We start from the raw sequence: 20,907 nt of genomic DNA, 5'->3' as shown, positions 1-20,907 counted from the left end.
TTAGATAGAAACGATCATTTCAGTACTGTTTTTATTCTTTGCCGTTTGTTAATCAGGTCACCTCATTTAGGTTTCCGTGCGAGTCATACCCAAAATTCGTCGTACTTCTGCAGGGCTTGCAATTCCCTGGTTGACTGCCTGTAATGCACGATCCCACTGTGTGCGCATTCCTGATTGAACCGCCAGCTGGTGCAATGCAGACGAATCTGCCCGATTTAAAATCGCATTCGTCACATCAACGTGATTCGGCTGAAGCATTTCTGTCAGAACAACTCGACCTAGGTATCCGGTCTGACCGCAATCAGAACACCCTGAGGGTACTTTCCATTTCTCAACATGCAAACCCAGACGATCCTCTTCCTTATCTGAAAATTGCGCACATGAGCAAAGACGCCTCAAGAGGCGCTGACTTAGAATTGCTAATAATCCGCTACGTAGTAAGTAAGGCTCAATTCCCATATCTGATAGACGGCTGACAGCCTCAGCTGCGCTACCCGCATGAAATGTGGTCACAACCAGATGCCCTGATAGCGACGCCTGAAAAACCGTTTCTGCCGTCTCACGATCACGGATTTCCCCAACCATGATCACTTCAGGGTCCTGCCTCAGCAATGACCGCAGTCCCAAGACCATATCAAATCCAGCGGATGGGTTCACCTGTGATTGGGCCACTGTAGGCACTACGACTTCAATCGGATCTTCAAGTGAAGCCAAACTTCTTGAACCCTGCGATTGCCGTATAATTTCACGTAAACAGGCATAGATGGTTGTTGTTTTTCCACTGCCTGCGGGACCGGTCATCAAGACGACTCCACCGGTCTGGGTAAGTAAGTGTTTCAAGTCTGTGAGAATTTCGTCAGGCAGGTTCAGGCTTTCCAGGTTCTTGTACTGTCCTGACCCGACAAACAAACGCACTACAACCTTTTCTCCATAAAGCGTGGGGAAAGTACTGATCCGCGTTTCCACCGCTTGTTCCCCTTGCTGACGAATTCGCCCTTCTTGAGGAACATCGGTTCGATATGTCAATAAATGTGAAATCACTTTTAAGCGTGCGGTAATTCGTGGTGCTAATTCATGTGAAAAATCAGCTATGTGATGCAATACGCCATCGATGCGCCAATCCATACGCATTTGATTTTCAGTGGGTAGCAAGTGAATATCGCTGGCATTGATGGCTTGAGCCTGATTTAAAATTAAATCTACCAACTCAGTTACGAATTCCGGATGGCTCTCTGCTTTTTCAGGAAGCTGCTCCTGAAAGTATTGGGACAAGGTCTCCTGCATTAATCGCCTCGATCAAAGATCTGCTCAATCGTTCCTGCACGCTCATCCCGAAAGCGAACGACGGCGTCAACAAGCCCCCATTCACAGGATTGTTTGAGAGTCGCCTGCACAGAATTCCAATCAGTCTTAATTGCCCCTGGCTGTGAAGTTGTGGTAGAGAGTCCTAAAACTTGACTGCCTCTCGCATAAATGGTCTTGGGCCAACCGGGAGCATGATGAGAGGAGGCACTTTCTCTCAGCTCTGGAGTTTTCGTGGAAAAGAAAAGAGTCATTACGAAAAAGAGCATGGAAATTACAGCCAGACTTTGCAAGCGATTTCTTCGAGTGCGCGCCTGTCGTGCTGCATTCAGCACTTGCTGACGATGACTGTTCCGTAAAGAATGGACAGAAGCGGCGCCAGCTTTCGCTAATTGTTCTTCTAGAAAATGATGGTCTTCAAACTCAAACATTGATATCCTCACGCGTCGTGGGACGCAGGTAATTATCTAGCTTTTGGAGTGCATAACGATAGCGACTGGCCACGGTATTGGGCGATTCATCCAGCACATTGGCAATTTCAGCAAATGTCATATCCTCCCAAATCTTTAAAACGACAACTTCCGACTGGTTCGTCGGCAGTCGTTTTAATGCCCGCCTGATTACTTGTGCTTCGTCATTCTCTTCCACAGTTGCAGAATCTCGTGACCAGAGCTGTTTGCACTGTGAGAAGATTTGTAATGGTTTTCGTTTTTGTAAAATTCTTAATGCTTCGTTTCTTGTGACTCTCAATAAATAGGCCCAAGGTTGCTGTGCCGTTGCCAAAATTTGGGGTCTCATGGCGATCCGCACCATTGTAGCTTGAATTGCGTCCTCGGCGTCAGCTGTGTTCTTTGTGACCGTCACTGCATACCTGATGAGACGATGTGCCGTCAAATCGTAAAGCGAACCTAACTTACTGACACCATGATCATCGAGATCGTTGGCACAACAGCGTATCTTTGCGGCAAACTTGACAGGTGACAGTTTTTCCACCATTGAATTCGATTCTTCGAGCTTCAGAATAACTCAGATTGCCGTTATAGAAACATAACAACAATGTCTTAACAGAATTGTTAAGATGTTTGACGAGCAAAATTCCAGCGAAATTTCTATAAACATCAAACTGATGCTTGTGTTCATTTCAACTAGATAATAACTATTTAACTTTCAACTTAACTTCCACTTAGACACTATTAGACAATAATTGTGAGATTATTTGTTTTCTCTTTATTAGATTTTTTATTAATTTTCGAACACATATTATGCTTATATTACATAAGTCATTATATATGTTGAAGATGCACCATTTATGTTTTTGGCCTTAGAATTCACAAAAGACATTTTGCGAGCAATTTCTAGACTTCCCTTATTCAATCTTGGGGAGAAACAGTGATGGTCCAAAACGACAATCCCTCTGTAAGAGGGGTTGTACTTATTGGTATGCCCGGGTCTGGAAAATCGACAGTCGGTAAACTACTGTCTGAACAGACAGGCTTTCCATTCCTTGATACGGATGAATTGATAGAGTCCGGCGAGTCTCAAAGACTTATAGAGATTATCTCCGAGCATTCTGCAGAGGGGTTTCGCAAAATTGAGTCTGCATACGTTCAATCCATTCAATCGGCAGGATCGATCATTTCTACAGGAGGGAGTGTCTGTTATAGTAATGAAGCCATGCAACATCTTCGTTCTCTTGGTACGATAGTATGGCTGGATGTGTCTCCTGAAGTGCTGGAACAACGTATTTCAGATGCCTTTGACCGGGGTGTGTTGATAGAGCCAGGAACGAGCCTGGCAGAACTGTACAAGAGCCGATATGCACTTTATGAAAAGTACGCACAAATAAAAATAGATGCCTCCCAACTAACTCCACAGGAAGTGGTCTCCCAAATCTGTCAGCAACTGGCTTTCTAATAGATTACTTCACTTAATATTAATGAAAACGATTGAAGAACCGATGCTACCCATACAAAACGTCAACGTTCATGATTCGATCCGTCTGGTTGCTCCTAAGGAACTCAAAGAGACTTACAAGCGTACGGATAAAGTGACCCAGACAGTCAGTGAGTCCCGTGAAAAAATTAAACGCATCCTTTCCGGAGAAGACCAGCGACTGATCGTCGTGGTCGGTCCCTGCTCAATTCATGATCCCCAGGCAGCTGTCGACTATGCCAAACGTTTGAAAGAACTCTCTTCAAAAGTTGACGACTGCATGTTTTTGATCATGCGGGTTTATTTCGAAAAACCACGCACCACTGTCGGTTGGAAAGGCCTCATTAATGACCCACATCTGGATGGGACCTTTGATGTTTCCTCTGGTTTAAAGATTGCCCGTCAGTTATTACTCCAAATCGGTGAAATCGGACTTCCTACGGCAACGGAAATGTTGGAACCGATTACACCTCAATATATTGCGGATGCCATTTCGATCGCATCTATTGGTGCACGTACTACAGAATCGCCGACACACCGTCAGATGGCCAGCGGATTATCAATGCCCGTCGGTTATAAGAATGGTACCGACGGCAGTCTGGATGTCGCATTAAATGCCATGCTTGCAGCACAAAGCCCACATAGCTTTCTGGGTATTGATGCAGATGGACAGACCTGTGTTATAAATACCAAAGGAAATCCTTGGGGGCATCTGATTTTACGTGGTGGACGCTCTGGGCCAAATTACCAACGGGAACATTTGAAGGCTGCCGCCGATCGACTCAGATCGGCAGGGCTTTCTCCTCACTTTTTGGTCGATTGTAGCCATGCCAATTCCAACAAGGATTATCGTAATCAGGGCATTGTATGGAATGATGTGATTGACCAGCGCGTCGCCGGTAACGAAACAATTATCGGTTTAATGCTGGAAAGCAACCTGCATGCTGGTAACCAAAAACTGACAGACGATCTGTCACAGCTACAGTATGGTGTTTCCATCACTGATGAGTGTATCGACTGGGAAGAAACCGAAAACTTGATTCTGACTGCCCACGAAAAATTGGCTTAGCCGGTCTCTACTACCAGAGCCTGTAAAACATCTGTGAAAAGGTCATCAGCAATTCTATCAGACTCGATGTGGCACGGCAGATTGGAAACCTAAAAAAAGAATTAAATAAACCGTGTCAACCCCGGTACAGCTAACGGAGGTTGGTCGATTTTCAGATCCCAGTCCAGTTCGTCAGGTACAAGCTTTTGCTGTGAGTTGAGAGCCTGCTCCCATGTAATCCTTTTACCTGTGTAGGCGGCCATCCTGCCTAAAATGGCCATCATTGTTGTGCGAGCCATTCTCGTACCATCATTGATCGGCTTGCCGGCACGGATTGAGGCGATGAGTTCATCGTGTTCAGTTTGGTACATGTTGTTTTTCACGCCACGATAGCGCCAATTGGTTTCTCCCTCAATTACGGGTGTGCGGGAAATTTTGCAAATTCCCTTTGTTCCAATGATGTAGTCTCCGTTTGATGTATAACATCCGTCTTGTGATCGACAGCCGAGAAATCCTCGAATACCGTTGGCATACTCGTAAACAACAAAGCCGTTATCAAACGTGTTTGCTTCAGAGGGAATCGCGCGGCTCCCGAGGGCAACGGCCGCGGTCGGCATGACGTCATTGAGCCACCAGGACATTTTATCGACGCTATGTGCGCCGGAGAGCAAGAGGGTCACATCGCCGGAAAGCCAGAGATAATTATACCAGTCGCGAAGTTGCCATTCCATATCGGTCATTTCAGGTGTACGCTCTCCGTGGTATTTATGATGGAGTGCACCACGATAATAGGTGGCGTACAGTGCGCGAACTTCTCCGATAGCACCTGCACGAATTTGTTCTGCTGTTGCCTGAAGACTATGATTATATCGCCAGCAAAATCCAGAGACGATTGTGAGGCCTTTTGCCCGGGCCAACTCAGACGACTTCAGCACAGAACGAACGCCGGGGGCGTCGATTGCAGCAGTGATTTCAATAAACACATGTTTGCCACCTTCAACGGCAGCTTTAAGATGCAAAGGTCGAAAACCAGGTGGCGTGGCCAGCAAGACAATATCGACGTCGCTGTCAATCACTTTCTGATAGGCATCAAAGCCGACAAATCGTTGATTTACGGGCACCTTCACTTTTTCCGGGAGTTCCTTTTGGAGTAGGTTCAAGCTCGATTCAAGATTGTCTTTAAACACATCACCCATAGCAGAGAGTTCAACATTGTTGTCGGCTTTCAAGGCATTTAACGCTGCACCAGACCCACGTCCGCCACAGCCAATCAGCCCGATCCGTAGCGTTTCTGTATTCCCCGTACCAGAGGCGATAGCCGGAAAACCAATCTGAGAAGCCAATGCCCCGCCTACCGCAGCAGAAGCCGATGAATGTAGGAATCCTCGACGCGAGGTTTGAGAATCTTGAGCATCATTCATGGTGTCATCCCTTCTGAGTTGAGTTGCTTCGATTGATTTCGCCGATCGTCCCTCTCTGCCGTGAATGTCTGGTAAAGCTTCAATGGTTGTGACATGTTTCGATCCAAGGCAGTCAAAGCCAAACGAACTTTAACCGTTCTCTTATCACCTGGTATCAGATAATCGCCGAACAGCGAGAAGTCGAACGCACTGTAAGAAGTGAGGCGCTCAGAGTCTTTGTCAGCATGGTATCGTGTACTAATCGCATAACAATCCTGAGGTTGCGACATCAGCACAACTCCCAATTGTTTTTCTTTATCTGCCATGAAGGCGAAGCAACGTGCATAATGGCGCACAGGACACATCTGAACTGTGGACCGGTTCCATTCACTTCGATCCCAACGTCCATCGATACAGTGCCGTGCTGCGTGGGCATCACGAGGAAAAACCAACACTGTTTCACGAAAGACATCGTTGACTCGTGGTAAGACAAGTTCTTCTGCCTGACGGCCGCGTGTCCATAAATAGATGTAGGGTCGAAATGACTTGTTAAAATAATTAGGCATAAACACTTCGTAGCCCGAGTATGTTCCCCGTGATTGAACCGTCAATGTGAGATCGATGGCGTTCGGCTCAATTACTTCATATCGTGCTGTGAGAACGGCCTGATGTGACTCAGTCGGAGCCCATTTCACTTCGGCCCAATGCGCGCCGTATTTGATCGTGCGTTCCATCTTCCGCGGCTCACCCATGACTTGATTGACGGACATCAATTTATAGAAATTCAAAGCTGAATATCTCTCATCAATGACTTGTTTTCCCGTGCGCTTATCAGTCAGTCGATTGACTCCATGGTAGGGGCCATCCAGACGAATCGTTCCCCGTATCTGTTTCGTTTCGAAATGAAAACTGTCTTTCGTACTGTTTGGTTTAAGGAGCGCGTTCTCGACTTTTGAAACAGTAATTCGACTCGATTTTGAATCGTCAGCAAACAGACTCGATCTGAACATCAAGGCCAAGGTGATACTGAATGTCAGCAGGCAGGTAATAGCACCTTGTTTTGTGTAAGTAAATGAGTTCATTTTATGCTCTTGATGTTGGTTATGTTAGAAGTACCACTCAATGAATGTTCCCATTTCGAAATAACGTCATTTTGGCTGCAGCGACATCCACGCGGCTTCCACTAAAGTGTTGGTCGCTGAGAGTAGGTCCTGATCAACGCGCCCGCGGAGCCAGCTTCGACATAAATGAATGGCGGGACCAACGATTAATGAGATATAAAGTTCTGGAGAATGTCGAACAATCTCACCCTGTTTGACAAACGGTTCGAAGTGTGGCCAAACGGATTGAACATAATCGTCATTCAATGATCGATATTGTTCACTGATTTCTCCGAGATCGTCAGCCATCCCAAGTCGTGTTAGATAAAGGGCCAGCGGCGGGTCATCTTTCACATCTTGCAAGTGGGTGGTAATCATGGCACGCATGCAGCCATAAGCTGTAGATTCATTCTCCAAGGCTTGTAAGATCTTTCGATGATAGTCATGCATCCCTTCGACGAAGAGAGTGAGTGCAATTTCATTTTTGCTACGAAACAGGTGGTAGATGCTGCCGTGGCTGGCCTTTGAAGCGATTCGAATTTGTTCGATTGTAGTGCCTGCCACACCATTATCTAAAAAGCAGGCCAGTGCAGCATCAAGAATTTCACGACGTCGCTGTTCCGTCGAGATTCGACGTCCACTTTTTGCTCGTAACATGTTGTTAGACTTATTATTCATGATTAGAATGTTGATCTAGATTATCAGTCTAGTCAAGGGCAGAATGAGATAATATCCGAGTTTCTAAAAAAATCTGTCATTGTGGTGGAGCTTGAGATCTCTACTTTTTATTGAAATGTTTCTTTATATTGAGAGAAAGTTTCAGTAGTCACAACACGAATATGATTTTCATGATTGATTTGTCTCAGTCTGCGGCTCGATCTTCTTTTTTAGCAATTACTTTACGGGTTGCGATGGCCATGGGCTGAACTCGCTTACTGTAAATCAGGGAAACTACACCAGCATACGCTCTGAAAATATCAAAGAATGGGAGTAACCTTGTAACATGAAATCACTTACTAAAGAGCTCTGGATGGATATCCCCCAGAGACGCCAGATTGTGTCGATTCATAATGATGTGGAACAGTTGGTCGAAGAAAGTGGGGTTTCCGATGGTTTAATACTCATTAACGCAATGCACATAACCGCGTCAGTTTTTATCAACGACAACGAGTCGGGGCTGCATGCAGACTATGACCGTTGGCTGGAGGATCTGGCTCCGTTTGATGCGGGCAGTGATCCCAATACCGGCGGGTATCTTCACAACCGGACGGGGGAAGACAACGCCGACGCTCACCATAAACGCCAGATCATGGGCCGCGAAGTGGTCGTTGCGATCACAGATGGTAAACTGCACCTGGGACCTTGGGAACACATCTTTTATTATGAATTTGATGGTCGCAGGCGGAAACGGATACTTGTGAAGATTATTGGGGAGTAGATCAGCTGAAAATAGAATACAAAGTCGTGTGACAATTGCCATTATCAGTGGCCGATCACAAAACAGAATAATCTCTTGATTGAAATTGTTCGGAGAACTCAATGCCGTTAATGCTCAATTCGGTTCTAACTGAGGCTGGACTACCAATCGAAATAGTACGGTTGCTTAGACACAGAAACCAACGAGCAGTAAAGGGACTAAGCCCATACTCCCTCCCCACTTAGGACAGAGTTTTCAGCTAATAAAATGACTTTGAACCTTTTAACTTGTTTTTCCGTTCCCATGACAACTTCAACGCGCAAGCAGAAATAAGTTATAATCTGTCTCACAAAGTGCGATTACAATGCACACAGCGATGAAATTAAAATGAGCAATCTCAGAAACTAGGACTTTAATTACATTATGTAGAGGATGAACCATGTCAGGAAAGAAAAAAACCGCATCGACAGGACTACTACATCTTTACAGTCGCGCGCTTAAGGTCGGCGATGACTACATGAACAATGAGCACCTCGGTATGAATGGACTCGCACTCCGCCTTACAGGAGACTCAAGAAAACGCCATGTCTTAACACAGTTCTTTAATGAATATGCCGTTGATGGAAACTGGCGTGAAAGAATGGAACAGGGAATGCCCGTTTTTCTAAATGGCTGGTCCAGTAATCGTTTAACAGACTGGTGTGAATTGATCATCCGTCGCTGTTCTTCACGTGGCAACATTGATCTAGTTGACCCAATCGATATCAATGGCAAAACCGAAGAATCACGGCGTTTATTGAAGCACACAGCACAGATTGAACAGTTACTTGACGAAAGCAAATTTCCGCAGCCGACCGGCTTCCACTATTTGGAAGATTTTGTCACCAGTGATGAGATGTTTGCACTTGCAGCAAAGTTGCCTGGTCAGTCGCAATGGAAAACAGTTGCAGCTAGAAATATTCGTCAAACTCTAGTTGCAATCGCCCATCACATCGACGCGACCGAAATCGTTGATGGCAAACGCCGATTTCTCGCGTCAGGTGCTGTATCCTGCACCGTTTTTAAGCAGGTTGGGGAATGGGTATCACGATTATACGACGCTGGAATGCCGGTAGCTAAACTTGACAATTCACCAGAAGGAGCAATTTCAACGCGTCAAATTCGGGGGCTTGCAGGTTATATTAATATGCATGTAGGATTGTTTCTTTCGGATACTCATCGAATGCGCTCCGGATTGGTTGAGCTACTTGAAGTTTCTCTAATGGCACACGATATTGACGAAGGGCATTGGTACAATGTCCTAAACTTCATCGAAACGTTGAACGAGATTAAACATCCACTAGCGGAAGAATTTGCTAAACTCGTTTTCGATGCAGCAAAAAATTCCCGCGGAGTTTCGCGTCTACACTTGGGATACGAACTTGATCTGAAAAAGTCCCACCTACCATTCATCTGTGAGACGTGGGGAAGAGTGTATGTGAATCGCTTTATTCGAGCATACCAAAGCTCTAAATCAAAGATTCTTCCAATTGTTTTGATCTTACTGGGATTGTCTCTCTCAGCCATAATGGGGGAGATGCAAAATAGTACTTCGCGTACTTCAAACGGTAAGTTAGCGAGCTTGCAAATTAACGAATTTGAGAATTTTAATCGCGATAACCTAATTTTGGTGAAAGGAAAGCTTTGATCGCCAATGTCGGGGGCGTAGTCGTTCTTGACATAAATGTATACGTTTTAGAACACGGCCACACTATTTGTGGGGCCGTGTTTTTATTTTTCGAGTATGTTTGGTAATTTGCAGAGATAAAGTCCAGTTTCAAGTTAATTGATTTTAACAGAACCGAAAAGAGTTTTCGAAAGCCCAATTATGAAAAGGATTGGGAATGATTTCGATTGTCAATCTGCTCAAAAGAAAGCGATCTAATGTCAAAACCATCAACTTGAACTCTGATTGACTTCGACACTCTGAAGTCAATCGGTCACGCCATACCATGCTCTTCCAGTATCTCAACTGAGCTCGTTTACTAGATTGCCTTAGCGACCTCAATTTGACGCTCTCTTCGTATCCTACCTCGACCATGAGCTGACCTATACCGGCTGGGTCTTCGACAAGCCACTGATCCAGCGTCATTGAGTGACCGCGTCGGAAAACATGATCTACTAAAGATTGCGCTGAACATAACTGATGGTAGAACCTGCAATGGTCTACGTTATCCCATCCCCCTCTGGGGTCCCACTGTTTGCACATGATGAAGTTACAACAACGGAGCACGTTGTCCTGCTTAAGAGTATTGTTTGCAATGGGACGGACGCCCTTCTGCTCACACCAATTCTGTATCTCAAAAATTGAGATCTCATGATGCGCGATTTGAAATTGGGAATCGTGAAACCAGAATTGACTCAACAAGAACTATCCCACCACGGTAACGATGGAGTAATCCATGCTTGACCAAAAAACACTGGCAAAACGCAATTGTGTTAGTGAAGCAATCGTCCAAGGGGCCACAAGTATTTCTAATGATGAATGGCTGAAGCGAGCCAACGAGATTATGGAGCTGCTGAAACAACTCTCTCCCCGAAGTCGCTTTAACAGAGTGTGACCAGACATTACCTTGCGAAGTCACTTGAATACAACAACTGATTTGGAAATTGCCTGAATTGTAAGTTTCGATCATCAATCCAAGTAATTACTAGAAAGGATCCTTAAAGAGACGAGCGACCGTGTGGTACCAGCACCCGGTCGCTCTAAACGCCTAAGACAATCGCAATAGTGATTGTTCCACCTTCAAGAGAGTGCCTCTGTAATGGCATCTCTAGAACTAAACTGAATCACGCATTGAAAAAGCCAGTCGGGCGTCTTAATGGATTGTACCAGAATCCCATCGCTGTGTGATTCTCTGTATGCGGAGAATTGATTATGAACTACTTTTTCCTTTTTCTCACACACCTGATCATCAACTTACTTCCATATATTGGGTGTATCCTACTTGTTGATTTCTTAAGCGGATTTTTTCACTGGCTGGAAGATTCCTACGGAAACGAAAACACGCCCTTTTTTGGAAAGTTAGTTATTCAACCTAATCTGGAACACCACCTTCATCCAATGGCGTTCACGCATTCGTCGTTTCTGGACCGCAACTCAATGACAATAGGGCTTGCAGTCATTTTTCTGGCAGGAAGTTATTTTCTCGGAATTTTGACACCTGCATGGGGGGTGGCTCTGTCAATTGGAGCGGTAGCAAACGAAATTCACTACTTTACTCATCTCCAAGTAAAAAAAGTTCCACAAGCAATCCGGATTCTTCAGAAGCTTCAAATTTTACAAACACAAAAGCACCATGTCGGAGGTCATCACGGAACTCCTTTCGATGATCATTATTGTGTGATTTCCAACATTATGAATCCTGTTCTCGATAAGCTTAAGTTTTGGCGATTCTTGGAATTCGTTGTTTATCTGTTGAGCGGTGTTTCCCCGCGCCGCTAATTGATTCTAAACAATTCTAGTATGTGGGGCGTCCCAGAGGCGCCCCCGTTTTAATTGTTTTACCCAAACAGAAGAAATGTCACTCTGGTTTTTTTCATTAACACTGTATTCATTTTTTGACAATTATGTAAAACGAACGCAGCAACTTCACAATCTGCTGCGGATGTCGCCACGGCTTCCCTCTTCGAGTCCTGAGCCCAAGATCGTTTAGAACTTCGCAGATTTCCTTGTGAGTCTTACCTTGATCCTTAAGTTCAATGGCCTTGGCAACGACTTCGGCGTACACATTTCGAAGTTCTGTGGGTATGATGTTCTTTGAGCGTGGACCTTGGGATGTCGGTGAGATCGTTTTCCTGGTTATGACAAAAGGCAGTGTGTTATGCAATGTGTTTGGGGAACGCAATGCACATAACCGCCTCTGTTTTCATAAACGACAACGAATCGGGCCTGCATCACGATTACGACAAATGGCTCGAAGAACTGGCGCCCTTTGACCCCAGTCCCGAACGCTATCACCATAATCGAACAGGAGAAGACAACGCCGACGCCCACCACAAACGCCAGATCATGGGTCGCGAAGTTGTGGTTGCCATCACTGATGGTAAACTACACCTTGGGCCGTGGGAGCACATTTTTTATTATGAGTTCGATGGTCGCAGGCGAAAGCGGATTCTGGTGAAGATTATTGGGGAGTGAGTTATGGATTTGAGTGATAGTTCGTCAGTATCTCGCCGAGTACAGTTATCAAAAGTTTCCGAAGTCGAAAGGGTAGAAGACCGTCTTTCATGCCTCAAGGCAATCTTCGGTACTACAATTGGTGTCAACGAATCTTCGTTTGACTGGTGCCCAGATGGAAGTCCACCAAGCCCCCAAGAGCTGCTTGGATGGTTGTGGTTCTTAGAGCCAGACATAAACATTAAATTGAAATCACAGGCATCGGGGCAATTGGCTAAACTTATGACTGCATACGATGAAGACAATCTAGACATCTGGTGGCAGCAACTGTTGGAGCAATATGATTAGAAATTATTGGGGAGTAGCAAGATAAAAGTTTTCATCGTACTACACCATGAAATAATGGGTACTCCACAGGATTGGCGTGCAGATGAAATGGTGTTCTATACCTGCACGAACATGAACAAGGCCTTGGAACTCATCAAAAAATCCCACGTGGTTCGTTGGTCATGGTGGGAGATTCAAGTTCAAGACATGAATAGCTTGGAGTGGCCGGAACATGTCGGATACTATGGCAGACGGGGTGGCAAGCTCGCCAATCCACCATACGAAAAGTGCGTCGAAATCTATAAGAAGGAAGGCCACACTTAGCAATTTACCAGTCAGAATTCGGGCGTATCCTACAACGACTACACGAATGATAAGTGACAACTGCTAAACCCTCGAAAGAGCGAAACAGCTTCACAATCTGCTGGGGATGCCGCCAGAGCTTGCCGGTTCGAGTTCTGAATCCAAGATCGTTCAGAGCTTCGCAGACTTCCATGTGAGTCTTTCCCTGATCCTTAAGTTCAATAGCCTTGGCAACGACTTCGACATACACATATCGAAGTTCTGGAGGTATGATGTTCTTTGAGCGTGGACCTTGGGATGTAGGTGAGATTGTTTTCCCAGACACGTCAAAAGTCAGTGTGTTACACAATGTGTTTGAGAAACGCTAGGCACATGACTGACTTGATCAAGACAGGCAACGCGGTTCGCTCGCCAACTTTAGTACGGGTTATGTCAGATCCCTGAGTACATCGAAAAATCGATCAATTTCATCTTCCGTATTGTAGACGTGGGTTGCAATTCTGGCGTTTCCTTTGCGAACGCTCACGTAGATCCCATTTGCGGCAAGTTGCTTGCCAAGGGTGTTTGGAGAGCCACCTGGAAGGCTGATACCAACCATGCATGGAGAGCAGGATTCGACTGGTGGATGCCACAGTTCCATTTCATCTGCCTTGGCGACAATTCGTTGAACCAGCGGCCGTGTATATTGTTCGATGCGTTCGGTTTTCCATGCCGTGATCTGTTCCAGAGACGCGATTGCCATGGCGAGCAGGATTGTGTTTGATCGTTCGCCGAAATCGTATCTTCGCGCACCTGGCAGATAGTCATCGCAATATTCTGTCAGCTGTGAGAAGTCTGCTGCATTTGTGCGATTGAGCCAGCCTTCTTCAAGTGGTTTTCCTTTTCGCCATCGTGGTGCAACGTAGAGGTACGACAAGCCATAAGGACCCAGCATGCACTTATAAGCTGCCGCAACCAGAAAGTCAGGCTGGATTTTTTCAACATCAAATGTGAGGATGCCGAGGGACTGTGTCGCGTCGACGACCAAAGCTGCGCCGACGGACCGCGCTTGTGCGCCGATGCGCACCAGATCAAACTCAGCTCCGGTGGTCCAATGAACGTGTGGAATGGAGACAACAGACGTGTCTTTGTCAATATGGTTAATGATCGATTCTGTCCAGCCACCTTCCGGAATGGATACGGTGCGCACAATCGCATTTCGCTCATTTGCCAGTTCTCGCCAAGGGTAAATGTTGGAAGGAAATTGCTCCTCGACGACGACGATGTTTTGTCCGGCTGTGACGGGAAGGTTTGCCGTTGCGATCCCAATACCATAGCTGACCGAAGGCACGAGTGCGACGCCATCTGCATCTGCATAGATCAGCCCAGCGACCAGTGATCGGACTTGTTCTGCAGGCTCAAAAAAATCGTCTGCTGAAATATTCCAGGGCCGACCGCGAAGTTCAACACCTTCCAACCCAGCCTCGCGCACCGAATGTAAGAGTGGTGACATATAGGCTGAGTTAAGCCAGCAAATATCATCGGGAAGGTTGAACAGTCCCCGCTGACATTCCAGTTTTGTATCGGTGATTTCCATGGTCATATTTCATTGAGAGCATGAGCGTGTATTATCATACAATGAGTGTGTCATCGCTGTTGAGGTTCGGTTGTTTCTGCCATTTTTAGTGATTTTAGCAATCGTTGCGCTGATGTCACAAGCAACTCGCCACAACCTGGGTTAAGCGGGCATGTCGTCACTTCATAGCTGCCTTCTTCAAACGCTCGTCTCGTCGGGATGTAATAGTCAACATCGTTAGCCAACGAGATCACGATCGTATTGCGAAATGGTGAAGATGCTTTAATTGCGAATCCGATTTCGACGAAGATTTCATGTGGTAAGGCAACGACTGCGGAATCTCTATCTAGCCTAATTGCCTGAACTTCGAGTGGCTTTCTGTCACCGTAGTGCAGAGTATGGTGGTAGCGGTGGCAGTCACGCCATGCCGCGACAAGTTTTAAAAACGGAACTCGCAGACTTTTTTGGTTTCGCAATAAGTGTATGGCTTCATTGTAACGGGCCTTACCGATCGGCTCAAACGGTGCGAAGACCGTTTCCGATTTCACGGCAAGCTCAGGTTTGTCGAGCGATCTGGAAGTCCTAATCGCGTGAATGATTGTATCTGCCAATTTGTTTCCAATTCGCTCGACTTCCAGTCTGCCTCTCAGCTGATTCTTATTCTTGATATCAATATGATTGATGTCGCCCGCAGTTCCTTCTGCGAATACAGATATAAAGTTCTGACCGAATTGCTTTTGAAGCCGCGACTGAATCACTGCGGGGAAGTCCGCGCTAAATTCCGTACCTCCAGCAACTGCCGTATGCATTGCGAACAGCGACAGAGATGCGAAGGCCTTTCTGCTTTCGGTAGATTCACGGAAGAGTAGGATTGGTAATTCTTCGTCGACAGGACCGGCTGGACGCACAATCTCCGGATTGCCTGCCCCTGGATTGAAACGTACCGATCCATCTTGCATGTGGAACCGGCGGTTAAATGCCAAGCTTTGCTGTCTCCCAATCGCGAGCTCAATCTGGGTTGGTCGCAAATTTTTGACAGATTGTTCAATCGTTGACACCCAGGCTGCCACAAGATTGGCCTGATAGTCGACCGTCTCCTTGGGGTCAGTACCAAGTTTTGCCATTGCGGCGTTGTGTGCCAGGTCGCGCAGAGAACCCCAGTACTCCGGAGAACCATGATTATGCGTCGCAGCGATGATTATATTCTGAAGTGGGATACCTGTGCGTTCACTTGCCTGCTTTCGTGCTTGGATGCTCAATTCTCGTGGAACGGAAAGCAAGTCGTTCATCACAATGGCGACTTTGGTTGTTCCCTGTCGGAATACAATCGCTTTGGCAAACAAGGGATCGTGAATTCCTGTGCTCACGATTTCGCCATACCCCCCGCCCTTTCGAAATCCAATCGGAGGCGTGATATCGACCTGAGCAACACCGACCTGAAACTCTGCCGCCAAAATAAAGCAACTCGAGAACATTAGAACGACTATTGCTGCACATGCAGTTACAATGACGTTTATAGTGGACGTCGATTTAATTTGTTGACGTAAATTGATCACTGGTCAGTCGGTATTTTAAAGCATCGGGATTAGGATCGAAGTAGCGAACAACATATTCCATTTTAACGGTTGCATGCCACGATTCAACTTCTGAGTGATCGAACGCTTGAGATATATGAAGCAACACTCTACATTCAGCAGAAATAATTATTTAATAAAAAACTTAAAACATAAGGAAATAAAATGGCAAATCTGAATGGAAAAGTGGGAATCGTCACTGGTGGAGGAACTGGTATCGGCAGGGCAACCGCCTTAGCAATGGCAAAGGCGGGTGCAGCGTTGGTCATTGGAAATAGGAACGCAACAAAGGGTGAAGAAGTCGTGCAAACGATCGAACAATTTGGAGGCCGAGCAATCTTCCAACAGACTGATGTCAGTAAACCTGATGATGTAATGTCATTAGTTCAAAGAGCAGTTACCGAGTTTGGGGGGCTCGATCTTGGATTTAACAATGCTGGCATGGATGGAGAACAGGTGCCGTTACACGAACAGGACATAGACAAGGCATCGACTCTGTTCGACGTCAATATCAAGGGAGTGTTTTACTGCATGAAGTACGAGATCGAGCAAATGCTCAAACAGGGTGGCGGGAGTATTGTGAATACGTCTTCTATCTTTGGTTTAAATGGCTATCCTGGGTGGTCGCTCTATGTCTCAACGAAACATGCCGTTACAGGAATGACGAAAGCAGCAGCACTTGATTATGCCAAGCGGGGGGTTCGAATCAATGCCGTTGGCCCCGGTCCTGTGGAAACACCACTTCTACATGAAGGTACTGGAGGTGATCCCCATAGTTACGCTGCCTTTGTCCCAATGGGTAGAATTGGACAACCGGAAGAGATTGCCGATGCGGTGGTTTGGTTGCTTTCAGACGAGGCCCGATATGTAACAGGGCATACGCTGCCAGTAGATGGTGGAGTATGCTCACAGTAGCTTCAATCAAATAGATGACTGTAGACAAATATGGTTCAAGATGATTGGGGATTTGTAATGGTTGGCATTCGGTTCACAATCGTAGCTTACTTGACTCTTAGCTTTAGTAAGATTAGAGTCAAAACGGCATAGCGAGAGGTGCCCTTAATCCCTGAAAACCTTTGATTTTCCCGTGTGGTTTCAGTTGCATTCTTGATGCTAGCGCGAATTCTCTAAATTCCAAATTTGCACACAAGGAACCAACAGTGACGAAAATTCATCATATCAATTGCGGGACACTAATTGTGCAAGGGTACCCCACTGTAGTGTGCCATTGCCTTCTCCTCGAAAGCAAGCAGGGACTCTTGTTAGTGGATGCTGGAATTGGGCTGTTAGACGTACAAAACCCAGTTGAACGCCTGGGCCAGGAATTGATCGACATGGCTGGCTTTCAATTCAACGAATCAGATACCGCAGTACGACGAATCGAAGCCTTGGGATTTTCAGTTGCTGATGTCCGTCACATTGTTCTGACTCACTGCGACCCTGACCACACCGGTGGTTTGGCTGATTTTCCCAATGCTCAAGTCCATGTCGCACAGGAGGAACTGCAGCATATGCAGTCCGGACACTGGCGATATGTCAACAGCCACTTCGAACATGGTCCGAACTGCCAAACTTACTCTCGTGGCGAGAGAGATTGGTTCGGATTGCAGGCGCGTCCCATCAATGTGGATCCTGCAGCGGAAGTTCTATTGATTCCATTATTCGGGCACACCATCGGGCATTGCGGTGTTGCGATTCGGCAGGACAGCCGATGGTTACTCCATGCCGGTGATGCGTACTACCTGCGCGCGGAACTGACGGATGATAACCATCCAGTCTCATCATTTGCCGCTCAGAGAGCCGATGACAACGACTTGCGTCAGTCTAGTCTCAAGGAACTGCGCCGGTTATTTACTTCTCACACAGACGAGATCGAAATGATTGGCTACCACGACATCAACGAGCTGCCTCAGTTCCCAGCAGCCACTGCCTAGCCTTGTTTTACTGATAATGCTTGTGAAGTTTCAAGATTTCGTCATGGCCCTGATGAAGCATTCGTTTGCTTGTGTTGGCTCTTTTTTTCATTGGCTTTGGCGGCAGCAATCACTTCAGGTTGATCGAGATTCAGATAGTGGCCGTGATCCGCGGTTACTATAAGAATGGATTCATTCCAGTTACTGTTCTGTTCCACCCAATCAGTGATGACTTTAATGGCATCGTCTCCGCTTTTGACGGCACCAATCGAGTTATCTAAATTGGTGTCGTGATTCGCCCAGTCGACGTCTCCTGCTTCGACCATCATCCAGAAGCCCTCTTTGTCAGCCGAAAGCACTTTGATTGCAGATGCTGTCATCTCGGCCAGCGTTGGGTTTTCATACAAATCAGCGGGCGTGTATTGTTCGGCGATGTCTTTTTTTCCGTTGGCGGGTTGGTAGTCGCCGTTGGCGGTTTGGTAGGGTAGATGGCCTTCATATTTTCCCACACCATAAACTCCCAATAGTCGAGTGCCTTTTCGCCGCGCCTCTTCTGCAGCGCGGTTCAGGCTTTCATGACCATTTTGTCCGAGGGTACGCACAGCAACCGTGTATTGACCTCCATTTTTGACGTTAGCTTTCGAAATCGTTTCGGAAGTAATGTATGCAGTTCCCGGAATAAAGTTGGCCCCCTGCCGATCTACATCTTTGTCTTTGGCGGGGAATCCGTATCCGCCACCGATGACGACGTCCATCCCGGTAAGGGGCTGATGAGGATGTGAAATTGAGGCCTGCCCCAACAAGTCTCGGGCCAGATCCTGATAGTCATGCCGGGAAACATTGTGCGCATAAGCTGCCGCCGGAGTGGCATGGCTAAGGGGAACACTGGTTACGATGCCGATTGCATATCCCTCTTGTTGTGCGTCATGAGCAATTGTTGAGACTTGGCCTCCCAAATGGTCCACGTTTAGTGCTTTCTTGTAGGATTTTACTCCCGATGTCATGGCCATTGCCGTGTTCGCAGAATCCGGATAGGCATGCTCACCAAAACCGTTTCCCTTATTTCCAATAATGTACTTATTGTCGTTTCCAGGACTCCAGGGGTTTAGTCCTCCCTTTGTCGAGTTGTAGCCACTCCGAAGCCGACCACCAGGGTTGAGGACGGTTTGGTTATTGACGTTGGTTTCAGTTTCTTCATTGTGAGGTGCGGTCACGGCAAAACCATACTGTGTTGTATCCCCTGCTATGTAATCCAGGAAGTGCAGCCCGTGGCCACGCCCTTTTTTATATACTTTACCGGAATAATACAGGGCGGCCGCCTGTGTCGTTTGCCAGTCCATCCCATCAAAGATCACGAGGAAAATATGCTTTTTCCCAGCAGATAACGCGGCTTGTTGCATGTCCGCAATGTTGGTGTTGTCGAGGTATTCTGCCTGTGGATTCAAAGAGTTTTCAGGCAGATATCCATAGATCTGACGCAGTGCATCAGAACTTCGATAGGGGCTGTTTTCTTTTGTGTAAGACTTGAGGTCGATACCGCTACCACTTCCTTTAGTTCCGAAAGTATAAACGGGTACCAACCGTAGTGAATGGCTGGTCCAGGTTGAATAGTTGTCTGGGTTGTACCCCCAGTGTAATACAGGTGAGCGGTTATGAAGTACGGCATTGTTCTGGATTTCACGGATAGGATCGGCAGCCGAAACAATATCGTGCAAGAGTAAGAACATCGAGGTGATAAATAGGATACGCGTGAGATACTTCATGTTTGATTTACCGATATGATCTGTTGTGGGTTATGGTTACCAATGATACTACCGCACCGCAGTACTGTTCAGCATGTGTTGCCAACCTCATGACCTTTACCACTGCAGCTCAGCAGGAAAAAATTTGCTGACCAGTTTTTCGTAGAAGGGTAGTAAGCGATTTAGATCCGGTCGTTTGTCTGCCTTTGTGTATAAATCGTAGGGATTGAATCGTCGTACCCATTCCATCATGATGTAATCCAGATCGTTCATGAAATGTGTATATGCGCCTTCTCTGTGGCATGCGTAGAATGAGTGGTAACGGATGATGTAACGCGCTTCTTCCGGCAGGAAGTCTTTTACAACGTGTGACATATACTCATCATGTCCCCATGAAAGCATGATTTGATCGAGACCACATTTTGGCTCGAATATTCCAAACTGTGTCTGGTATTCGGGAACATGAATATCCGAATTTTCTTTGAAGAACTCATGCAGGACAATTTTCTCGGAAAAACGACAACCAACGGGAAACGTGTCTCCCACAACTGCCCACTGAGGTTCATCAAACAGGCACAATACCTTTCCAAGGTCATGGATCAAACCGACAAGTATAAACCAGTCGGGATGACCATCGGCACGAATGGCTTCTGCAGTTAGGATGGCATGTTCGATTTGAGGCAATTCCGTATCGGGATCGCTTTCGTCAACGATTTCATCAAGACATTGGATGGCCTCCCAGACACTCATCCGTCGATTCTGTAGTGGAATATATTTTTCTCGTATAGACCGATTGAATTCAACTGTCTGTTTAACATGATTAAGGCGATAGAATTCACGGACTCCCGCACTTGTATCAGCATCATAGTTTCGAAAGTGTTGGTCAATATCACTAATTTCACTTGGGCTTGATGGACTGGGATAACGCCGTCGCACGTCGTGATCCCAGTCATCCAGGCTTGCTAATGGCACGTCTTTATTTGTGGAAACTCCTCGATCCATGAATGCTCCTTATTTGCAAGAGGTAAGTTTCTAATTCCTCATGCGCTTTTTGTAGTTGGGATAAATTGTAGTGACGAACGCTTGTAATATCGTATTTATCTACAAGGCCCATATTTCTGATACACTTACGGAT

General features: G+C 46.3%; 21 protein-coding genes and 1 pseudogene. 11 read left to right on the top strand and 11 right to left on the bottom strand.

Translation table 11 applies throughout. The features are described from left to right. Positions 1 to 66: 66 nt before the first annotated feature. Genes V144x_RS27700 through V144x_RS27690 form a run of 3 tightly spaced genes read right to left on the bottom strand, consistent with a single transcriptional unit; the run spans position 67 to position 2,298 of the window. Positions 67 to 1,284 (bottom strand): GspE/PulE family protein, encoded by a 1,218-nt coding sequence (locus V144x_RS27700; RefSeq protein ID WP_144990392.1) that lies wholly within the window; start codon positions 1,282 to 1,284, stop codon positions 67 to 69. Next, positions 1,284 to 1,733: a hypothetical protein gene (locus tag V144x_RS27695; RefSeq protein WP_144990390.1), complete on the bottom strand. Its 450-nt coding sequence runs from the start codon at positions 1,731 to 1,733 to the stop codon at positions 1,284 to 1,286. Before V144x_RS27695 ends, V144x_RS27700 begins: the two co-directional genes overlap by 1 nt. Further along, the gene (locus tag V144x_RS27690) at positions 1,726 to 2,298 is read right to left on the bottom strand and encodes an RNA polymerase sigma factor (RefSeq protein WP_144990388.1); all 573 of its coding nucleotides are present in this window, start codon (positions 2,296 to 2,298) and stop codon (positions 1,726 to 1,728) included. Before V144x_RS27690 ends, V144x_RS27695 begins: the two co-directional genes overlap by 8 nt. Positions 2,299 to 2,694: 396 nt before the next feature. Here V144x_RS27690 and V144x_RS27685 point away from each other — a divergent pair, with 396 nt between their 5' ends. Both V144x_RS27685 and V144x_RS27680 read left to right on the top strand, forming a co-directional pair. Further along, positions 2,695 to 3,216 (top strand): shikimate kinase, encoded by a 522-nt coding sequence (locus tag V144x_RS27685; protein ID WP_144990386.1) that lies wholly within the window; start codon positions 2,695 to 2,697, stop codon positions 3,214 to 3,216. Positions 3,217 to 3,259: 43 nt separating this feature from the next. Further along, positions 3,260 to 4,303: a 3-deoxy-7-phosphoheptulonate synthase gene (locus V144x_RS27680; RefSeq protein WP_144990384.1), complete on the top strand. Its 1,044-nt coding sequence runs from the start codon at positions 3,260 to 3,262 to the stop codon at positions 4,301 to 4,303. Positions 4,304 to 4,404: 101 nt separating this feature from the next. Here V144x_RS27680 and V144x_RS27675 read toward each other — a convergent pair whose 3' ends face one another. The 3 genes from V144x_RS27675 to V144x_RS27665 all read right to left on the bottom strand — a co-directional run bounded on the left by V144x_RS27675 (position 4,405) and on the right by V144x_RS27665 (position 7,439). After that, positions 4,405 to 5,703, bottom strand: a complete 1,299-nt coding sequence (locus V144x_RS27675) for a Gfo/Idh/MocA family protein (protein ID WP_144990382.1) — start codon at positions 5,701 to 5,703, stop codon at positions 4,405 to 4,407. Continuing rightward, positions 5,700 to 6,764 (bottom strand): hypothetical protein, encoded by a 1,065-nt coding sequence (locus V144x_RS27670; RefSeq protein ID WP_144990380.1) that lies wholly within the window; start codon positions 6,762 to 6,764, stop codon positions 5,700 to 5,702. The genes V144x_RS27675 and V144x_RS27670 overlap by 4 nt, the downstream gene beginning before the upstream one ends. Positions 6,765 to 6,830: 66 nt before the next feature. Continuing rightward, positions 6,831 to 7,439 carry a TetR/AcrR family transcriptional regulator gene (locus V144x_RS27665; protein WP_197998672.1) on the bottom strand — a complete coding sequence of 203 codons (609 nt, stop codon included), beginning with the start codon at positions 7,437 to 7,439 and terminating at the stop codon, positions 6,831 to 6,833. A gap of 346 nt (positions 7,440 to 7,785) precedes the next feature. On the opposite strand from V144x_RS27665, the gene V144x_RS27660 reads away from it, so the two are divergent. The 4 genes from V144x_RS27660 (at position 7,786) to V144x_RS27650 (ending at position 11,683) form a co-directional block, all read left to right on the top strand. Continuing rightward, entirely contained in the window at positions 7,786 to 8,220 is a 435-nt protein-coding gene (locus V144x_RS27660) for a secondary thiamine-phosphate synthase enzyme YjbQ (RefSeq protein WP_144990376.1), read from the top strand. 418 nt (positions 8,221 to 8,638) lie between these two features. Then, positions 8,639 to 9,886 carry a hypothetical protein gene (locus V144x_RS27655; protein WP_144990374.1) on the top strand — a complete coding sequence of 416 codons (1,248 nt, stop codon included), beginning with the start codon at positions 8,639 to 8,641 and terminating at the stop codon, positions 9,884 to 9,886. Positions 9,887 to 10,640: 754 nt separating this feature from the next. Further along, positions 10,641 to 10,799 (top strand): hypothetical protein, encoded by a 159-nt coding sequence (locus V144x_RS28565; RefSeq protein ID WP_197998671.1) that lies wholly within the window; start codon positions 10,641 to 10,643, stop codon positions 10,797 to 10,799. Between the two features lie 317 nt (positions 10,800 to 11,116). Then, positions 11,117 to 11,683: a fatty acid desaturase CarF family protein gene (locus tag V144x_RS27650; protein WP_144990372.1), complete on the top strand. Its 567-nt coding sequence runs from the start codon at positions 11,117 to 11,119 to the stop codon at positions 11,681 to 11,683. Between the two features lie 109 nt (positions 11,684 to 11,792). Here the strand turns inward: V144x_RS27650 and V144x_RS29090 are convergent, their stop codons facing one another. Continuing rightward, the gene (locus V144x_RS29090; RefSeq protein ID WP_390620824.1) at positions 11,793 to 11,969 is read right to left on the bottom strand and encodes a recombinase family protein; all 177 of its coding nucleotides are present in this window, start codon (positions 11,967 to 11,969) and stop codon (positions 11,793 to 11,795) included. A gap of 98 nt (positions 11,970 to 12,067) precedes the next feature. On the opposite strand from V144x_RS29090, the pseudogene V144x_RS27640 reads away from it, so the two are divergent. The 3 genes and pseudogenes from V144x_RS27640 to V144x_RS27630 form a co-directional block, all read left to right on the top strand. Beyond that, positions 12,068 to 12,379 (top strand): annotated as a pseudogene (locus V144x_RS27640) (secondary thiamine-phosphate synthase enzyme YjbQ); the annotation flags it as partial. A gap of 3 nt (positions 12,380 to 12,382) precedes the next feature. Then, entirely contained in the window at positions 12,383 to 12,706 is a 324-nt protein-coding gene (locus tag V144x_RS27635; protein ID WP_144990366.1) for a hypothetical protein, read from the top strand. A 54-nt stretch (positions 12,707 to 12,760) separates the two neighbouring features. After that, positions 12,761 to 13,009 (top strand): hypothetical protein, encoded by a 249-nt coding sequence (locus V144x_RS27630; protein WP_144990364.1) that lies wholly within the window; start codon positions 12,761 to 12,763, stop codon positions 13,007 to 13,009. A 406-nt stretch (positions 13,010 to 13,415) separates the two neighbouring features. Here the strand turns inward: V144x_RS27630 and V144x_RS27620 are convergent, their stop codons facing one another. Both V144x_RS27620 and V144x_RS27615 read right to left on the bottom strand, forming a co-directional pair. Continuing rightward, entirely contained in the window at positions 13,416 to 14,564 is a 1,149-nt protein-coding gene (locus V144x_RS27620; protein ID WP_144990360.1) for an aminotransferase class V-fold PLP-dependent enzyme, read from the bottom strand. 50 nt (positions 14,565 to 14,614) lie between these two features. Further along, a complete protein-coding gene (locus V144x_RS27615) occupies positions 14,615 to 16,018 on the bottom strand; it encodes a neutral/alkaline non-lysosomal ceramidase N-terminal domain-containing protein (RefSeq protein WP_144990358.1) in 1,404 nt (467 codons plus the stop codon). 264 nt (positions 16,019 to 16,282) lie between these two features. Between V144x_RS27615 and V144x_RS27610 the strand changes: the two genes are divergently transcribed. Both V144x_RS27610 and V144x_RS27605 read left to right on the top strand, forming a co-directional pair. Beyond that, positions 16,283 to 17,032, top strand: a complete 750-nt coding sequence (locus V144x_RS27610; RefSeq protein WP_144990356.1) for a glucose 1-dehydrogenase — start codon at positions 16,283 to 16,285, stop codon at positions 17,030 to 17,032. A 245-nt stretch (positions 17,033 to 17,277) separates the two neighbouring features. Continuing rightward, positions 17,278 to 18,051: an MBL fold metallo-hydrolase gene (locus V144x_RS27605; RefSeq protein ID WP_144990354.1), complete on the top strand. Its 774-nt coding sequence runs from the start codon at positions 17,278 to 17,280 to the stop codon at positions 18,049 to 18,051. Positions 18,052 to 18,092: 41 nt separating this feature from the next. Here the strand turns inward: V144x_RS27605 and V144x_RS27600 are convergent, their stop codons facing one another. Both V144x_RS27600 and V144x_RS27595 read right to left on the bottom strand, forming a co-directional pair. Then, positions 18,093 to 19,793 carry an alkaline phosphatase gene (locus V144x_RS27600; RefSeq protein WP_144990352.1) on the bottom strand — a complete coding sequence of 567 codons (1,701 nt, stop codon included), beginning with the start codon at positions 19,791 to 19,793 and terminating at the stop codon, positions 18,093 to 18,095. A 96-nt stretch (positions 19,794 to 19,889) separates the two neighbouring features. After that, the gene (locus V144x_RS27595; RefSeq protein ID WP_144990350.1) at positions 19,890 to 20,774 is read right to left on the bottom strand and encodes an inositol oxygenase family protein; all 885 of its coding nucleotides are present in this window, start codon (positions 20,772 to 20,774) and stop codon (positions 19,890 to 19,892) included. Positions 20,775 to 20,907: the final 133 nt, after the last annotated feature.

Source organism: Gimesia aquarii (assembly GCF_007748195.1).
In the GTDB taxonomy this organism is placed as follows: domain Bacteria; phylum Planctomycetota; class Planctomycetia; order Planctomycetales; family Planctomycetaceae; genus Gimesia; species Gimesia aquarii.
Note: the sequence above shows the minus strand (reverse complement) of the source record. Positions and strands in the feature narration are given on the sequence as shown.

Excerpts from the sequence above, each read along its gene's own strand:
- V144x_RS27700 (WP_144990392.1), bottom strand. The coding sequence starts at position 1,284 with ATGCAGGAGACCTTGTCCCAATACTTTCAGGAGCAGCTTCCTGAAAAA.
- V144x_RS27695 (WP_144990390.1), bottom strand. The coding sequence starts at position 1,733 with ATGTTTGAGTTTGAAGACCATCATTTTCTAGAAGAACAATTAGCGAAA.
- V144x_RS27690 (WP_144990388.1), bottom strand. The coding sequence starts at position 2,298 with ATGGTGGAAAAACTGTCACCTGTCAAGTTTGCCGCAAAGATACGCTGT.
- V144x_RS27685 (WP_144990386.1), top strand. The coding sequence starts at position 2,695 with ATGGTCCAAAACGACAATCCCTCTGTAAGAGGGGTTGTACTTATTGGT.
- V144x_RS27680 (WP_144990384.1), top strand. The coding sequence starts at position 3,260 with ATGCTACCCATACAAAACGTCAACGTTCATGATTCGATCCGTCTGGTT.
- V144x_RS27675 (WP_144990382.1), bottom strand. The coding sequence starts at position 5,703 with ATGAATGATGCTCAAGATTCTCAAACCTCGCGTCGAGGATTCCTACAT.
- V144x_RS27670 (WP_144990380.1), bottom strand. The coding sequence starts at position 6,764 with ATGAACTCATTTACTTACACAAAACAAGGTGCTATTACCTGCCTGCTG.
- V144x_RS27665 (WP_197998672.1), bottom strand. The coding sequence starts at position 7,439 with ATGTTACGAGCAAAAAGTGGACGTCGAATCTCGACGGAACAGCGACGT.
- V144x_RS27660 (WP_144990376.1), top strand. The coding sequence starts at position 7,786 with ATGAAATCACTTACTAAAGAGCTCTGGATGGATATCCCCCAGAGACGC.
- V144x_RS27655 (WP_144990374.1), top strand. The coding sequence starts at position 8,639 with ATGTCAGGAAAGAAAAAAACCGCATCGACAGGACTACTACATCTTTAC.
- V144x_RS28565 (WP_197998671.1), top strand. The coding sequence starts at position 10,641 with ATGCTTGACCAAAAAACACTGGCAAAACGCAATTGTGTTAGTGAAGCA.
- V144x_RS27650 (WP_144990372.1), top strand. The coding sequence starts at position 11,117 with ATGAACTACTTTTTCCTTTTTCTCACACACCTGATCATCAACTTACTT.
- V144x_RS27635 (WP_144990366.1), top strand. The coding sequence starts at position 12,383 with ATGGATTTGAGTGATAGTTCGTCAGTATCTCGCCGAGTACAGTTATCA.
- V144x_RS27630 (WP_144990364.1), top strand. The coding sequence starts at position 12,761 with ATGGGTACTCCACAGGATTGGCGTGCAGATGAAATGGTGTTCTATACC.
- V144x_RS27620 (WP_144990360.1), bottom strand. The coding sequence starts at position 14,564 with ATGGAAATCACCGATACAAAACTGGAATGTCAGCGGGGACTGTTCAAC.
- V144x_RS27615 (WP_144990358.1), bottom strand. The coding sequence starts at position 16,018 with ATGTTCTCGAGTTGCTTTATTTTGGCGGCAGAGTTTCAGGTCGGTGTT.
- V144x_RS27610 (WP_144990356.1), top strand. The coding sequence starts at position 16,283 with ATGGCAAATCTGAATGGAAAAGTGGGAATCGTCACTGGTGGAGGAACT.
- V144x_RS27600 (WP_144990352.1), bottom strand. The coding sequence starts at position 19,793 with ATGAAGTATCTCACGCGTATCCTATTTATCACCTCGATGTTCTTACTC.
- V144x_RS27595 (WP_144990350.1), bottom strand. The coding sequence starts at position 20,774 with ATGGATCGAGGAGTTTCCACAAATAAAGACGTGCCATTAGCAAGCCTG.